The organism is Candidatus Fukatsuia symbiotica (assembly GCF_003122425.1).
In the GTDB taxonomy this organism is placed as follows: domain Bacteria; phylum Pseudomonadota; class Gammaproteobacteria; order Enterobacterales; family Enterobacteriaceae; genus Fukatsuia; species Fukatsuia symbiotica.
Genome location: NZ_CP021659.1, coordinates 2753012 through 2769223, shown reverse-complemented (window position 1 = coordinate 2769223; position 16212 = coordinate 2753012). Strand labels below are relative to the sequence as shown.

The window sequence follows — 16212 nt, the reverse complement described above, 5'->3', positions numbered from 1 at the left end:
CCTGGTAATGATGAGCGCATTTTTGATGAAGTATCAGCGATGGCAACAGATTTCGGATAGGCTCTAACATACATTAGCAAAAGGAACGATGATGCCGATTCAGATATTACCACCACAACTTGCTAATCAGATCGCTGCAGGAGAGGTGGTGGAACGACCTGCATCGGTAGTCAAAGAGTTACTAGAAAACAGTTTGGATGCGGGTGCGACGCGCATTGACATCGATATCGAACGTGGTGGCACGAAACTTATTCGTATTCGAGATAATGGTTGTGGCATTGCTAAAGAAGAACTGTCGTTGGCATTGGCTCGACACGCCACGAGTAAAATACGTTCATTGGAAGATCTGGAAACCATTCTTAGTATGGGGTTTCGTGGTGAGGCACTGGCTAGTATTAGTTCGGTATCCCGCTTGATGTTAACTTCACGTACGGCTAAACAAGCAGAGGCCTGGCAGTCTTATGTGGAAGGACGTGATATGGCGGTGACTATCAAACCAGCTGCTCATCCGGTCGGTAGTACGCTTGAGGTATTAGATTTGTTTTATAATACGCCGGCGCGTCGCAAATTCATGCGCACGGAAAAAACCGAATTTGGTCATATTGATGAAGTAGTTCGGCGTATTGCCCTGGCACGCTTCGATGTTACCATCAATCTTGGTCATAATGATAAGTTGATACGTCAGTATCGATCTGCCCTCGATCCATCACAATATGAGCGTCGATTAGCGAGTATCTGTGGTGCGGCATTTTTACAACATGCGTTAGCCATTTCGTGGCAGCATGGCGACTTGGCTATTGGTGGCTGGGTGGTGGATCCTGCCGTCAAACGTTCCTTGAATGAAATACAATATTGTTATGTTAATAAGCGCATGATGCGTGATCGAGTGATAAACCATGCCATCCGCCAAGCTTATCAGGATTTATTAAAAGATGGTCAGCAACCCTCTTATGTGCTCTATCTGGACCTCGATCCCCATCAGGTCGATGTCAATGTGCATCCGGCAAAACAAGAGGTGCGATTCCATCAAGCCAGGCTGGTGCATGATTTTATTTATCAGGCTGTCACTGCAGTTTTGCAACATAAGGCTCGACAACAGGGAGATCTACCATTAGAGGTTCTGCAATCTGGCACTCAACCTGTGTTGAGTATCGACACTGCGTTAGAAACACCTGGCTGGCAGCCTAAAACTCGTGTTTCTGCTGGATTGAATAAATACGCACAACCAGAATCGCTTAAAGAACCCCATCAGCATACTGATAGCGATAAATTGGTTGCGCGGGAGCAATGGGGAGCCGTCTATGCTAATCATCATGGTGTTAACCGTAATAGTTCTTGTCATAGTTTTGGTCGGGTGCTCAGCATTTTTCTGCCCTGCTATGCGTTAATTGAGTATAGTGATCAGAGAATCGCATTGTTGGCTTTATCGGTGGCTGAGCGTTGCTTGAAACAAACACAGCTTAACCGACTGCCACAGGCATTACGGGCACAGCCTTTGCTCATTCCGTTAAAGCTTAATCTGGATAAAACCGAAATCATGGCATATCAGCACCATAAAAATTTACTGTCCATGATGGGAATTGAGCTGACGATCACGCAAAATCGAGTGACTTTACATGCGGTATCGTTACCGTTACGTGACCAAAATTTACAAAAATTGATACCAGAATTGTTAATCTATTTGTCTAAGCAGGATAAAATATCGTCAGAAGTACTGGCTACGTGGATTGCTAGGCATCTTAGCAGTGAGCATAAGATGTGGAATGTTTCACAAGCGATACAGTTATTGACTGATGTTGAACGTCTTTGCCCTCATCTGGTGCGATCTCCGCCAGCAGAACTTTTACAATTTATTGATATACAGTCTACATTGGCAATGTTACTACATGAACAAAATTGAGAATGTAACCCGCCCCAGTGCAATCTTTATTATGGGGCCGACTGCTTCTGGTAAGACGGTGTTATCAATAGCATTGCGGCAATATTTGCCGGTAGAATTGATCAGTGTCGATTCTGCACTAATTTACCGTGGCATGGATATTGGCACTGCGAAGCCCAGTGCTCAAGAATTAGCACTGACTCCGCACCGCTTGATTGATGTTTGTGATCCAGCCGAGTCTTATTCTGTCGCAAATTTTCGTCGAGACGCATTGAAAGAAATGGCTGAAATCAGCGCTACCGGGCGTATTCCATTACTGGTAGGTGGCACCATGCTATATTTCAAAGCCCTTTTGGAGGGCTTATCACCCTTACCCTCAGCAGATCCTGTGATACGTCAGCAACTTGAGCAGCAAGCGGTAAAATTGGGATGGGAAGCTTTACACCAGCAGTTAGCGAGTGTGGATCCGCTTGCAGCGCAACGAATTCATCCAAATGATCCTCAAAGACTCATCAGGGCACTGGAAGTTTTTCTTATTTCGGGTAACACTTTAACGGAATTGATGAAAACTTCCGGTGAAACTTTGCCGTACAGGGTTTATCAATTTGCAATTGTGCCTGTGCATCGTGATTTTTTGCACCAGCGGATCGAATCTCGTTTTCATCATATGCTGGATGCTGGATTTGAAGCAGAGGTTAAGGCGCTCTTTGATCGTGGGGATTTACATAAGGATATGCCATCCATGCGCTGTGTTGGTTATCGCCATATGTGGTCTTACTTCGCCGGTGATTATGGCTATGATGACATGGTTTACCGCGGAATTTGTGCGACACGTCAACTCGCAAAACGTCAAATAACCTGGCTACGGGGTTGGAATGCTGTTCAGTGGTTCGATAGTGATAAACCACAGCAAACTTTAGATTCTATAATACAAGTTGTTAGTATATAGCATGAGCTATTGTGTACAATCGCTCAAAATGTCAGGGCGAAAATTTTTACGTAGTTTCTTTTCGAGCCACTAGTTGCTTACTTAAAAACAACAAATAATAAGGAAAAGATGGGATGGCTAATAAGGGACAATCTTTACAAGATCCTTTCCTAAACGCGTTACGTCGTGAAAGGGTTTCGGTTTCTATTTATTTGGTGAATGGTATTAAACTTCAGGGACAGATTGAGTCTTTTGACCAGTTTGCTATCGTGTTAAGAAGTAAGGTGAACCAAATGGTCTACAAACATGCTATTTCTACTGTCGTGCCCGATCGTCAGGTGTCACTCCATAAGGATAATAATCCTACCGTTTCTGCTGCAGCAACAGCGGCCGAAAAACGATGATGCTGAATAACACGCCTGGTTGGTGAACGAGGATGGAAAACAGTATAGAAAATATAACTTTATGTTTTCCAAGCTAGCTACTTTTATCCGCTTGAGAGGTTGTGCACTTGTTTGACCGTTATGAAGTAGGGGATCGGGCTATCCTGGTGCATATCTTTTTTTCTCAAAAAAAAGATAAAGATACAGAAGATTTGCGCGAGTTCGAATCACTGGTCTCTTCAGCGGGGGTTGAGGCGGTGAGCGTTATCACGGGTAGTCGCCAATTTCCCCATGTAAAGTATTTCGTTGGTAAGGGTAAAGCCGAAGAAATCGCCGCTGTTGTCAAAACGACGGGGGCATCTGTTGTACTGTTTGATCATGTTCTTTCTGCTGCGCAAGAAAGAAATCTGGAACGTTTGTGTGCATGTCGAGTGATTGATCGAACCGGTTTGATTTTAGATATTTTTGCTCAACGTGCCCGTACTCATGAAGGTAAGTTGCAAGTTGAATTGGCGCAATTACGTCATATTGCCACTAGATTGGTACGTGGTTGGACGCATTTGGAACGTCAGAAAGGGGGCATAGGGTTAAGAGGGCCTGGTGAAACTCAGCTGGAAACTGACCGTCGTTTATTACGTGACCGTATCAGTTTGATTCTAGGTCGGCTGGAACGGGTAGCAAAACAGCGTGAACAGGGGAGGCGGGCACGTAGCAGAGCGCAAGTTCCTACAGTTTCGCTAATCGGTTACACTAACGCGGGTAAATCTAGTTTATTTAATCGAATGACGGCAGCCGATGTCTATACGGCTGACCAGCTCTTTGCTACTCTCGATCCTACCTTGCGCTGCATCAACGTGACGGATGTGGGGGAGACCGTATTGGCGGATACCGTTGGTTTTATCCGGCATTTGCCGCATGATTTGGTCGTTGCTTTTAAAGCGACACTACAGGAAACGCGGCAAGCCTCATTATTGTTACATATTGTTGATGCTGCGGATCTGCGTGTTGATGAAAATATGATGGCGGTTGATGTAGTGCTAAAGGAAATTACCGCTGATGAAGTTCCTCGACTCTTAGTGATGAATAAAATTGACAGGTTGTCTGGAGTGATGCCACGTATTGATCGTAACGAAGAAAATGTACCCGTCCGAGTGTGGGTCTCAGCGCAAACCGGAGCTGGCATTTCGTTGCTCTTTCAAGCGCTGAGCGAGCGTCTTAGTGGTGAGGTAGCACAGTATGAATTGAAATTACCGCCCGAGGAGGGCCGTCTACTTAGCCGTTTACACCAACTGCAATCAATTGAAAAAAAATGGGTAATAGAAGAAAGTGGGCACGTTGGTATGTTAATTCGGATGCCTGTGGCCAAGTGGTGCCGTTTGTGTAAGGAAGAACAAAAATTAGTCGATTATATTGTTTAGCCCATAGCGACGGTTAATCGTGTATTATTGTGGGATTAAATTTTGTGTAATGGAGTGTTTGTCTCTTGGAGCAAACTCTTGGTCTAAAGAAAACCAATCATAGAATGGAGCTAAAACATGGCGTGGAATCAGCCCGGTAATAACGGACAGGACCGCGATCCGTGGGGAAGCAGCAATAATAGCGGCAACTCTAGCGGAAATAATAATAAAGGTGGTAGTAAGCAAAAGCCGCCTGATCTTGGCGATATCCTCCGTAAGCTGAGTACGAAATTAAGCGATTTCGGTGGCAAAGGCAAAGGTAGTAATAATACCAGTGTATCGGGTTGGGGTTTGGCCGTATCGTCAGTACTGTGGCTATAGTGATGATTGTCATATGGGCAGTCAGTGGTTTTTATACCATCAGGGAAGCTGAACGTGGTGTAGTGACTCGTTTGGGGAAATTAAGCCATATCGTACAGCCTGGATTGAATTGGAAACCCACTTTTATCGATGAGGTCACTCCGGTTAATGTTGAGTCAGTACGAGAGCTAGCGGCAGCCGGTGTTATGTTAACTTCTGATGAAAATGTCGTTCGGGTTGAAATGAATGTTCAGTACCGGGTCACCGACCCTGCCGCTTACCTGTTTAGTGTGGTCTATCCTGGCGACAGTTTACGTCAGGCAACCGACAGTGCTGTACGGGGAGTTATCGGGAAATTCACCATGGATAAAATCCTGACGGAAGGGCGTACCATCGTTCGTAGTGAGACTCAACGTGTCCTGGAAGAAACTGTTCGACCCTATAAAATGGGGATTACTTTGCTCGATGTTAACTTCCAAGCTGCTCGTCCGCCAGAAGAAGTAAAAGCAGCTTTTGACGATGCAATTGCAGCTCGTGAAAACGAACAACAGTATATTCGTGAAGCGGAGGCCTACGCCAACGAGGTTCAACCTCGTGCCAACGGTCAAGCTCAGCGTCTATTGGAAGATGCTAAAGCTTACACTTCACGTACCGTGTTAGAAGCACAAGGTGAAGTTGCCGGTTTTGCCAAATTGTTGCCTGAGTATAAGGCCGCACCTGAAATTACACGTGAGCGACTGTATATTGATGCTATGGAGAAGGTGTTAAGTCATAGCCGTAAAGTGTTGGTTAATGATAAGGGAGGGAATTTGATGGTACTTCCCCTGGATCAAATGCTACGTGGGCAGACAACACTAAATAAAGCCGATGGCGATAAAAACACCAGTTTGATTGATCTGAGCCGGCCTTCGTCTGCTAAAAGCAGTCAAAGTAAGGATGTAAAAAGCGCCAGTACGGGTAGTCTCTCGGATCAAGGTCGAGCTAACGTTCAACGTAGCGTTCCCATTCGCGTAGGGAGAGAATAATCAATGCGTAAGCCTTTTTTACTTATCATCGCTATGGTAGTGATAGCGTTTTACGCGTCAGTGTTTGTTGTACAGGAAGGTCAACGCGGTATCGTACTGCGTTTTGGCAAAGTACTGCGTGATAACGATAATAAGCCGTTGGTTTATGTGCCAGGGCTCCATTTTAAAATGCCGCTTATCGAAACGGTGAAAACACTGGATGCACGTATTCAAACTATGGACAACCAGGCAGATCGCTTTGTTACTAAAGAGAAAAAAGATCTCATTGTTGATTCCTATTTAAAATGGCGTATCAGTGATTTCAGCCGTTACTATCTGGCGACAGGAGGTGGAGATGTTTCACAGGCTGAAGTGTTGCTAAAACGTAAGTTTAGTGATCGCCTGCGTTCTGAAATTGGTCGTTTGGACGTAAAGGATATTGTGACTGATTCTCGTGGTAAGCTCACGTCTGATGTGCGTAATGCTTTGAACACGGGCACAGTTGATGATGAAATGGTCACTACTGATGCAGATGATGCGATTGCGATTGCGGCGGCGCGAGTCGAGCGGGAAACTCGTGGTAAACAACCGGCGGTTAACCCGAATAGTATGGCAGCCTTAGGAATCGAAGTCGTCGACGTACGGATTAAGCAAATCAACTTACCCGCTGAAGTCTCTGACGCTATTTTCCAGCGCATGCGTGCGGAACGTGAGGCAGTAGCTCGTCGCCATCGTTCACAAGGCCAGGAAGAAGCAGAGAAACTGCGAGCAACCGCTGATTATGAAGTGACACGTACACTGGCAGAAGCAGAACGTCAGGCACGTATCACGCGTGGTCAAGGTGATGCGGAAGCTGCTAGATTGTTTGCTGAGGCTTTCAGTAAAGATCCTGATTTTTACGCTTTTATCCGGAGTCTACGTGCTTACGTAAAAAGCTTTGGCTCTAATGATGTGATGGTGCTTAGTCCTGACAGTGATTTCTTTCGTTTTATGAAATTGCCGGAAAAATCTACGAATCGTCCATGATGTAATGTTTGTTATTATTAAGGCTCGTTAATACGAGCCTTTCTTTATGAACCTGTTTGGAATCTCTTGTGCTCGCCGTGTTTTGGTCAAGTAATTCGTTAAAGGCGCGCTCAAAACGCTCATTGACTCCCTTTTGTTGTATACAAAGGGTAAACCGCGCTTTTTCGCTCATTTTTTCCTCGTCTGAGCGTCGCTCAAAAAGATTTGGACAGGTTCTTAAAATCTGTTTAAACCTATTCAATAGACTTTTTGCGTGTAATAGCTTTGTTACCACTGAGGCGATATGTTGATATTTGATGGTCGATCCATTGATACTGATGAGCAGGGTTATTTAAAAAACAGCACGGATTGGTCCGAGACGTTGGCTCCGCTTTTAGCGGAACGGGAGGGTATCGTCTTGACGGAATCACATTGGGAAATCGTGCACTTTGTACGTGATTTCTACCAAAAGTATAATACTTCACCTGCGATTCGTATGCTAGTCGTTGCTATGGCGCAAAAATTTGGTGAAGCAAAAGGTAATAGCCGTTACCTGTATCGCTTATTTCCTAAAGGTCCAGCAAAACAAGCGACTAAAATTGCCGGATTGCCTAAGCCAGTGAAATGTATCTGATCCACTATCGTCCGAGCGATTGCTTTTATTAATAAGATTTTTTAATATCAATGTGTTATCGAAAATTTTATCATTGGACTTCTTGCAAAACCGTTGTTCGTTATGTGAAGTCAAAGCGTATTCATAAACCTAAGGCATATTTCAGCACATACTCTTTCAACTTACCGGCTCGCTGTGCTGCCATCAGTGCCAGGTTGCGCACTATTTTTACAGGCAGCAAACTATTACTGAACGCGGTATAAAAAAGATCCATGCCACTTTGCATTAACAAATTGTCTCTTCTGCGTCGATACTGATAGCGTAACAATACCTCCTTACTATACCAGGCTCTGGTTAGCTCACGAGCTTGATTAAGCACATCAATCAATGCATCCACATCCTTATAGCCTAAGTTGACGCCTTGTCCGGCTAGCGGATTAATAGTGTGTGCAGCATCACCCAATAGTGCTAACCCAGATTCAACGTAATGTTGCGCATGACAGCGAGTTAGCGGGAAGGATCCCGTTGCGATAGCATTGACTTTGCCGAGACGTGCTGGAAAAGCGCGGGTGATCTCTTGATTGAGTTGTGAAAGCGGCATCGCTTGTAACTGGCGAATACGTTGCGGACTATCATACCAGGCCAACGATGCCCAATGACCAAACAATGGCAAAAAAGCACGCGGTCCGGATGGAAAAAATTGTTGCCAGGTGGTTTCCTGTTGTGGTGTTTCTGTTTCCACTGTGACTAACATACAAGCTTGACGATATTGCCAACCGCTGGTGCCTATACCCGCTAAACGTCGTACTAGCGAATGGGGGCCATCAGAACCGATGATTAAACGTGTCTTTAATTGTTGTGGTCTGTCCAGCGTCAATTGCCAGTGATCATCTATTCTTCGCATATTTTTCAATTCTGCTGGACAGAGTAATGTCAAGCCATTGCATTCTTTCATCTGTTGCCACAATGCCAGTTGTAATACGCGGTTTTCAACCATGAAACCCAATTCTGGCAACGCCAGGAATGCAGCATCAAAAATCACCTCTGAACCGGATAATTCCCAAGTTTCAAGGCGGCGATAGGGCGCGTAACGCATCTGCTGTACTCGCGCCCATACTCCTGGCTGCTTTAGCAAACCAATAGTGGTGTAATTGATGGCGGATACCCGCAGATCTGGAGGGCTATTATCATCAAAAGGTAAGAGGGCTTTGTGTTCTAACAGAGCAACCGACCAACCACATCGTGCTAAGTTTAATGCTGCAGCTGCACCCACTATTCCACCGCCCACTACGACTACATCATAATTTTGTTGATCATCATTCATGCTAGTTATACTTTTAAATTTGTGTGTTGATCGTTAAACAGTGGATTTGTGTTATTGACATTAATAGCGCTTTCCGGTGACTTTTTGCCGATTAACAGGTTATCACTGGTCAGGATGGCAGCGAATGAATACAATGCCGTTTAATTAAGTAGTTAAGCCTTTATTCATTTAAAGAGTATGGAGCAGATAAGATCCCAATGAGAAAAAAACTGCATATTAAAACCTGGGGCTGCCAGATGAACGAATACGATTCATCAAAAATAGTAGACCTGTTAGCCAGTACTCATGGCTATCAATTGACCGAACTACCGGAAGAAGCTGATCTTTTGTTGCTGAATACCTGTTCTATTCGTGAGAAAGCACAGGAAAAAGTCTTCCATTTATTGGGGCGTTGGGAGCTATTGAAAAACAGTAATCCGCAGCTACTTATTGGTGTTGGTGGCTGTGTTGCCTCGCAAGAAGGGGAAAATATCCGCCAACGTGCTCCCTGTGTAGATATAATATTTGGACCGCAAACTCTACATCGCTTACCAGAAATGATCAACCAGGTACAGGGAACACAGAGTCCGGTAGTAGATATTAGCTTTCCTGAAATTGAAAAATTTGATTGTCTGCCGGAGCCGCGTGCTGACGGGCCTTCTGCTTTTGTCTCTATCATGGAGGGGTGTAATAAATACTGTACTTTCTGTGTAGTACCCTATACTCGGGGTGAAGAGGTGAGTCGACCCAGTGATGATATTTTATTTGAAATTACTCAGTTAGCGGCTCAGAATGTCCGTGAAGTGAATTTGTTGGGTCAGAATGTAAATGCTTATCGTGGTGCTACCTATGATGGTGGTGTTTGCAGTTTTGCTGAGTTACTGCGGTTGGTTGCTGCCATTGATGGTATTGATCGTGTGCGTTTCACTACTAGTCATCCTATTGAATTTAATGATGATATTATCAAAGTATACGAAGATACGCCCGAATTGGTAAGTTTTTTGCATCTACCGGTACAAAGCGGTTCTGACCGTATATTGGTAATGATGAAACGTGCTCATACCGCATTGGAATATAAAGCGATCATTCGTAAATTGCGCAGAGCACGCCCTGGTATTCAGGTTAGCTCCGATTTTATCGTTGGTTTCCCCGGTGAAACATTAGACGATTTTGAAAAAACGATGAAACTGATAGCCGATGTTAATTTTGATACTAGCTATAGTTTTATTTATTCCCCTCGTCCTGGCACGCCAGCCGCGGATCTGCCAGATAATGTTTCTGTAGAAGAAAAAAAGCAGCGTTTACAAATTTTACAGCAACGTATTAGTCAACAGGCTATGCATTTCAGCCGTGCTATGGTTGGCACGACACAACGGATTTTAGTTGAAGGCCCATCACGCAAAAATGTGATGGAATTAGCGGGGCGCACAGAAAATAACCGTGTGGTGAATTTCGAAGGTTCACCAGCAATGATTGGTAAATTCGTTGATGTGGAAATTGCCAGCGTCTACGCAACTTCTTTGCGTGGTATCCTTGTGCGTACTGAAGAGCAAATGGATCTAAGGAACATACCACGATGCATTTCCGTGCGATAGCCCGTATTGTTGGTCATCTGGTCATCTTATTCTCCGTAACCATGATTGTTCCCGGGGTAGTGGCATTGATTTATCATGATGGGGCTGGTCGAGCCTTCGTCGAGACGCTTGTTGTTGCTGTCACCATCGGCTTGCTTCTTGCCTTGCCGAACCGAAAACAGAAACATGAATTGAAGCCTCGAGAAGGATTTTTAATAGTGGTACTTTTCTGGACGGTGTTGGGAAGTGTGGGAGCACTACCCTTTTTATTTTCTGAGCGGCCTAATCTTTCTGTCACTGATGCCTTTTTTGAATCTTTCTCTGCGGTTACTACTACCGGGGCGACCACATTGGTGGGATTAGAATCTCTACCGAAAGCGATTTTGTTTTACCGGCAAATGTTGCAATGGCTCGGTGGTATGGGCATCATCGTACTGGCTGTAGCTATTTTACCTATTCTTGGGGTTGGTGGTATGCAGTTGTATCGAGCGGAAATGCCTGGCCTGCTAAAAGATAATAAAATGCGTCCGAGGATTGCCGAAACAGCTAAAACGCTTTGGTTGATCTACGTGCTGTTGACCATTGTTTGTGCATTTGCTCTCTGGTGTGCTGGGATGTCGGTATTTGATGCTATATCTCATAGTTTTTCGACCATTGCTATAGGTGGTTTTTCCACTTACGATGCAAGTATTGGTTATTTTGCTAGCCCAGCTATTAATACCATTATTGCGCTATTTTTATTGATCTCTGGTTGTAATTTTGCGCTGCATTTTGCGGCTTTTAGTGGGTTGAATCTGAAGGTATATTGGCGCGATCTCGAGTTTCGTATATTTATCCTAATACAACTCACATTAGTTATTATCTGCACTCTTGTACTCTGGCAATACAATGTTTATCAATCCGGTTTAGAGACATTAAGTCAAGCATTTTTCCAAGTGGTTTCGATGGCAACTACCGCGGGTTTTACCACTGATAGTTTTGCTCAGTGGCCATTATTTCTGCCCATGTTGTTGTTATGTTCCGCTTTTATCGGTGGTTGCGGTGGTTCAACGGGGGAGGCTTGAAAGTGATCCGCATTTTGCTGTTATACTTGCAGGGGTTGAGGGAATTAAAACGGCTGGTCCATCCAAATGCAGTTTACACTATAAAATTGGGTCGTAGGGCACTACCGGAACGAATACTTGAAGCCGTTTGGGGTTTTTTTTCCGCGTACGCGTTGGTTTTTATTATCAGTATGCTGGCGATCATTGCGACTGGTGTGGATGAATTCACCGCATTTTCTGCGGTCACTGCAAGTTTAAACAATTTGGGACCAGGACTGGGTGTTGTGGCTGATAATTTTATCTCCATGAACGATACGGCAAAATGGATATTAGTAATCACCATGTTATTTGGTCGCCTAGAAGTTTTTACTTTACTGGTTTTGTTTACACCTACGTTTTGGCGCGAGTGATCTTAAATAGGGTCGTCACGTAATAAAAAATATATTATCACGTAGCAAGTAACGACTACTGTTGAGATGATTCAAGAATGAATTTAGCCCATCGCTGACACGATATATCCGATCATGTTTGGAGCCTACTGGAACCTCATCTGCCGGGAAGAAAAGGTATCTGGGATGGAATAGACTTGTTGCCTAATAGAGAAACGAACATTTTTTAAGCATTTTAGGGATGCGTTTTGCATTACCTCGTGCGAAAAAATCGCTTAAAGGCCCTTCTATGACGCCCGTTATTGCTGAATAAGCACCGATCTACTACAAGTCTAATAGCTCGAGATAATCGGCAGTTTATTAATGTGGTTTTCTGGATATTGAAAACCAGACCCCCCTGGCGTGACAAAGGGCTATGAGAGTCTCTCCTCGAAGAGCTAATTGTGGAGCCGGATTTTGAATGGCTAATGATGGATGCCATTCATAGTCAAGTTCATCTTCACGTGGCAGGCATAAAAGAGGGGTAATCAAGATCGGACGTACAAAGGGGGCTCAACAGTAAGATACATTTGGCCGTGGGTGCGCATGGTATGCCGGTCAGAGCGATTATTACATCAGGTACCGAAGCAGATTGTACGAGAGCTATGGACTTCATTGAGGGCATGACAGCGGAATGTCTGTTGGCTGACAAAGGCTATGACAGTAATAACATGATTAAGCAAGCAGAAGAAGTTGGCATGGAAGTGGCTGTCCCGCCCAAAAAGAATCGGAAGATTCAACGTGAATATGACAAGGACCTCTACAAACATCGACATCTTGTGGAGAATGATTTTCTACATCTCAAACGCTGGCGGGGTATTGCCACGGGTTATGCAAAAAATACCCCTCGTTTTTGGCTGCTGTACAAATACGATACATTGCTCTACGGTTCAATATTTCATGACGATACTATCTAGTACTACAGTCGTAGTTAGGTTGTGTATAATGAGGGGCTGTGGGATTGGGATTGATGTTATTTTAATCTATGGTGTTAGATGACGTCGGTGGCTCAGCGATTTTTGACAAATTAACGAACAGGCTAGGGAGTTTATTCCCTCGTTCTGAAACCCGTGAACGGGTAGCAGGTTATGTAAAGGGGTTACTGAGCCAGTGTCAGCGTAAAACCTGCTGGCAATTGGCGGAATGGTTGGGTGAGGACTCCCCGCATAGGTATTCAGTATTGACTTGAGCGAGTGCACCCAGTGGGATGCAAAGGGAGAAGGTCTCGCTGGAAAAATTGGTTCAGGTGGAAGTCGGCGCAGGCAGATTGAACAAGGCTTCCAGATGACGAAAGGTGAATGTGGACTAGACTACTATGAAGTTCGCTAGTGGAAAGGGTGGTACCGCTATATTACCCTATCACTACTTGCCCTACTGGTCGTGATACGCCAGTCCGCTCAAAAAAAACTTCCCGGGACGCGTACCCTGGTCCCTTCCCGAACTGAGGAACCTGTTCACAAGCTGGTTATGGCCACGAATACTATCGCTCTCCCATGCTTTGCAGTGGTCTGACTGGCGACGGCGCATCAATATTGTGCCTGGCAATGTCACTGGCCTCGCAGGAAAAACCTGGCACTATGAGGGGATTCGACCCAACTACGACTGCAGTACTAGAACCTATGTAAGGGACATCACTATGAAGGTACTACTACTTTATTCCAGCAAAGATGGACAAACCAAAAAAATTGCTACTTATATTTCTGGACAGTTATCAACAACGGTAACTTGTAAGATACAAAAATTGTCTCCGACAACTGAAATCGACCTGGAGCAATACCAGCAAATAATGATTGGTGCATCGGTTCGTTATGGGCATTTTAGCCCGGTATTGAATACATTTATCAGGCGACATGTAGAACAACTCAACCATATACCTGGTGCATTTTTTGCGGTTAACTTAACGGCTCGAAAATTGGAAAAACGCTCTCCACAAACGAACAGCTATGTTCGTAAATTTTTATCGAGCACACCTTGGCAACCAAGATTATCTGCCGTATTTGCGGGAGCATTGTGTTATCCGCGTTATGGCTGGTTTGATCGAATAATGATTCAGCTTATTATGCACATGACAGGTGGTGAAACAGATGCGAGTAAGGAAGTGGAATATACTGATTGGCAACAGGTAAATGATTTTGCTAAGGCTTTCAGCCTTATATCGAATGGAAAGTAAAAGGCGTTTTTATTACAGCAAATAGCTGAAAAAAAATGCAATTAAAATTCTTTTTCAAATTAAGGGTTGCAGGTTGAGATAAACTCCCTATAATGCGCCTCCACTGACGTAAGGTGATTTAACGAACCTTCGCAGTAGCTCTTTAACAATTAATCAGACAATCTGTGTGGGCACTGGCAATATGCTATCGCTTGGTTTTGAAAAAGACTGGGCAAAAGCAAGAATAAAGTGCTGAAGAATGTATGAATCCGTGATCGTTTTGTTTTTTACTGCAAAGTGGTTGAGGCTGATTTCATATTGAAGCGCAGAGCAGTAAATAAAATTGAAGAGTTTGATCATGGCTCAGATTGAACGCTGGCGGCAGGCCTAACACATGCAAGTCGAGCGGCATCGGGAAGGTAGCTTGCTATCTTTGCCGGCGAGCGGCGGACGGGTGAGTAAAGTCTGGGGATCTGCCTGATGGAGGGGGATAACTACTGGAAACGGTAGCTAATACCGCATGATGTTACGCGACCAAAGCGGGGGACCTCCGGGCCTCGCGCCATCAGATGAACCCAGATGGGATTAGCTAGTAGGAGAGGTAATGGCTCCCCTAGGCGACGATCCCTAGCTGGTCTGAGAGGATAACCAGCCACACTGGAACTGAGAGACGGTCCAGACTCCTACGGGAGGCAGCAGTGGGGAATATTGCACAATGGGCGCAAGCCTGATGCAGCCATGCCGCGTGTGTGAAGAAGGCCTTCGGGTTGTAAAGCACTTTCAGCGAGGAGGAATGAAGCAATGCAAAGAGTGTTGCTAATGGACGTTACTCGCAGAAGAAGCACCGGCTAACTCCGTGCCAGCAGCCGCGGTAATACGGAGGGTGCGAGCGTTAATCGGAATTACTGGGCGTAAAGGGCACGTAGGCGGTTTCTTAAGTCAGATGTGAAATCCCCGAGCTTCACTTGGGAACGGCATTTGAAACTGAGAGTCTAGAGTTTTGTAGAGGGGGTAGAATTCCAGGTGTAGCGGTGAAATGCGTAGATATCTGGAGGAATACCGGTGGCGAAGGCGGCCCCCTGGACAGAGACTGACGCTGAGGTGCGAAAGCGTGGGTAGCAAACAGGATTAGATACCCTGGTAGTCCACGCTGTAAACGATGTCGATTTGTAGGTTGTGGTTATAAACTGTGGCTTGCGGAGCAAACGCGTTAAATCGACCGCCTGGGGAGTACGGCCGCAAGGTTAAAACTCAAATGAATTGACGGGGGCCCGCACAAGCGGTGGAGCATGTGGTTTAATTCGATGCAACGCGAAGAACCTTACCTACTCTTGACATCCAGAGGAGTCGACAGAGATGTTGACGTGCCCTTCGGGGAGCTTTGAGACAGGTGCTGCATGGCTGTCGTCAGCTCGTGTTGTGAAATGTTGGGTTAAGTCCCGCAACGAGCGCAACCCTTATCTTTTGTTGCCAGCACGTAGAGGTGGGAACTCAAGAGAGACTGCCGGTGATAAACCGGAGGAAGGTGGGGATGACGTCAAGTCATCATGGCCCTTACGAGTAGGGCTACACACGTGCTACAATGGCGTATACAAAGAGAAGCGAGCCTGCGAGGGTGAGCGGACCTCATAAAGTACGTCGTAGTCCGGATTGGAGTCTGCAACTCGACTCCATGAAGTCGGAATCGCTAGTAATCGTGGATCAGAATGCTACGGTGAATACGTTCCCGGGCCTTGTACACACCGCCCGTCACACCATGGGAGTGTTTTGCAAAAGAAGTAGGTAGCTTAACCTTTGGGATGGCGCTTACCACTTTGTGAACCATGACTGGGGTGAAGTCGTAACAAGGTAACCGTAGGGGAACCTGCGGTTGGATCACCTCCTTACCTGAAGATAGGTATTGCGTGGTGTCCACACAGATTGTCTGATAGAAGTCGTTTCGTTTTTGTGCACTGAATATTTTTCCGTCCCCTTCGTCTAGAGGCCTAGGACACCGCCCTTTCACGGCGGTAACAGGGGTTCGAATCCCCTAGGGGACGCCATTTATTGGTATGAAAGAGGCAGTATAAGCGAGACAAAATATCTTAAAGCGTGTGATGGAATGTGTTTTAAGATATTGCTCTTTAATAATCTGGAACAAGCTGAA

General features: G+C 45.2%; 9 protein-coding genes, 1 tRNA gene, 1 rRNA gene and 4 pseudogenes. 14 read left to right on the top strand and 1 reads right to left on the bottom strand.

Annotated features, from left to right (window positions below; genetic code table 11):
• Positions 1-91: 91 nt before the first annotated feature.
• The 7 genes and pseudogenes from mutL (at position 92) to tusE (ending at position 7590) form a co-directional block, all read left to right on the top strand.
• The gene (gene mutL, locus CCS41_RS13480; RefSeq protein WP_119797687.1) at positions 92-1900 is read left to right on the top strand and encodes a DNA mismatch repair endonuclease MutL; all 1809 of its coding nucleotides are present in this window, start codon (positions 92-94) and stop codon (positions 1898-1900) included.
• Positions 1887-2828, top strand: coding sequence for a tRNA (adenosine(37)-N6)-dimethylallyltransferase MiaA (miaA, locus tag CCS41_RS13475; RefSeq protein WP_072549844.1), 942 nt, complete (start codon positions 1887-1889; stop codon positions 2826-2828). The genes mutL and miaA overlap by 14 nt, the downstream gene beginning before the upstream one ends.
• A 113-nt stretch (positions 2829-2941) precedes the next feature.
• Positions 2942-3211: an RNA chaperone Hfq gene (gene hfq, locus CCS41_RS13470; protein ID WP_072549845.1), complete on the top strand. Its 270-nt coding sequence runs from the start codon at positions 2942-2944 to the stop codon at positions 3209-3211.
• A gap of 107 nt (positions 3212-3318) precedes the next feature.
• Positions 3319-4608 (top strand): ribosome rescue GTPase HflX, encoded by a 1290-nt coding sequence (gene hflX, locus CCS41_RS13465; RefSeq protein ID WP_072549846.1) that lies wholly within the window; start codon positions 3319-3321, stop codon positions 4606-4608.
• 117 nt (positions 4609-4725) lie between these two features.
• Positions 4726-5972 (top strand): annotated as a pseudogene (hflK, locus tag CCS41_RS13460) (FtsH protease activity modulator HflK).
• A gap of 3 nt (positions 5973-5975) precedes the next feature.
• Positions 5976-6977: a protease modulator HflC gene (gene hflC / locus CCS41_RS13455; protein ID WP_072549848.1), complete on the top strand. Its 1002-nt coding sequence runs from the start codon at positions 5976-5978 to the stop codon at positions 6975-6977.
• Positions 6978-7260: 283 nt separating this feature from the next.
• Positions 7261-7590: a sulfurtransferase TusE gene (gene tusE, locus CCS41_RS13445; protein ID WP_072549850.1), complete on the top strand. Its 330-nt coding sequence runs from the start codon at positions 7261-7263 to the stop codon at positions 7588-7590.
• 121 nt (positions 7591-7711) lie between these two features.
• On the opposite strand, the gene ubiF is transcribed toward tusE, so the two are convergent.
• Positions 7712-8893 (bottom strand): 3-demethoxyubiquinol 3-hydroxylase, encoded by a 1182-nt coding sequence (ubiF, locus tag CCS41_RS13440; protein ID WP_072549851.1) that lies wholly within the window; start codon positions 8891-8893, stop codon positions 7712-7714.
• Positions 8894-9090: 197 nt separating this feature from the next.
• On the opposite strand from ubiF, the pseudogene miaB reads away from it, so the two are divergent.
• The 7 genes and pseudogenes from miaB to CCS41_RS13395 all read left to right on the top strand — a co-directional run.
• Positions 9091-10437 (top strand): annotated as a pseudogene (miaB, locus tag CCS41_RS13435) (tRNA (N6-isopentenyl adenosine(37)-C2)-methylthiotransferase MiaB); the annotation flags it as partial.
• An 11-nt stretch (positions 10438-10448) separates the two neighbouring features.
• A pseudogene (gene trkH / locus CCS41_RS13430) lies at positions 10449-11899 on the top strand (Trk system potassium transporter TrkH).
• 314 nt (positions 11900-12213) lie between these two features.
• Positions 12214-12821 (top strand): annotated as a pseudogene (locus tag CCS41_RS16820) (IS5 family transposase); the annotation flags it as partial.
• Between the two features lie 81 nt (positions 12822-12902).
• Positions 12903-13106, top strand: a complete 204-nt coding sequence (locus CCS41_RS13410; RefSeq protein WP_072549855.1) for a hypothetical protein — start codon at positions 12903-12905, stop codon at positions 13104-13106.
• A gap of 447 nt (positions 13107-13553) precedes the next feature.
• Complete coding sequence (gene hemG, locus CCS41_RS13405) at positions 13554-14087, top strand: menaquinone-dependent protoporphyrinogen IX dehydrogenase (protein ID WP_072549856.1); 534 nt, start codon at positions 13554-13556, stop codon at positions 14085-14087.
• Positions 14088-14406: 319 nt separating this feature from the next.
• Positions 14407-15952: ribosomal RNA gene (locus CCS41_RS13400) — 16S ribosomal RNA — on the top strand.
• 80 nt (positions 15953-16032) lie between these two features.
• A tRNA-Glu gene (locus tag CCS41_RS13395) sits at positions 16033-16108 on the top strand.
• The last annotated feature ends 104 nt before the right edge of the window (positions 16109-16212 follow it).

Coding starts and splice junctions, on each gene's coding strand:
- mutL (WP_119797687.1), top strand. CDS start 92: ATGCCGATTCAGATATTACCACCACAACTTGCTAATCAGATCGCTGCA.
- miaA (WP_072549844.1), top strand. CDS start 1,887: ATGAACAAAATTGAGAATGTAACCCGCCCCAGTGCAATCTTTATTATG.
- hfq (WP_072549845.1), top strand. CDS start 2,942: ATGGCTAATAAGGGACAATCTTTACAAGATCCTTTCCTAAACGCGTTA.
- hflC (WP_072549848.1), top strand. CDS start 5,976: ATGCGTAAGCCTTTTTTACTTATCATCGCTATGGTAGTGATAGCGTTT.
- tusE (WP_072549850.1), top strand. CDS start 7,261: ATGTTGATATTTGATGGTCGATCCATTGATACTGATGAGCAGGGTTAT.
- ubiF (WP_072549851.1), bottom strand. CDS start 8,893: ATGAATGATGATCAACAAAATTATGATGTAGTCGTAGTGGGCGGTGGA.
- CCS41_RS13410 (WP_072549855.1), top strand. CDS start 12,903: ATGGTGTTAGATGACGTCGGTGGCTCAGCGATTTTTGACAAATTAACG.
- hemG (WP_072549856.1), top strand. CDS start 13,554: ATGAAGGTACTACTACTTTATTCCAGCAAAGATGGACAAACCAAAAAA.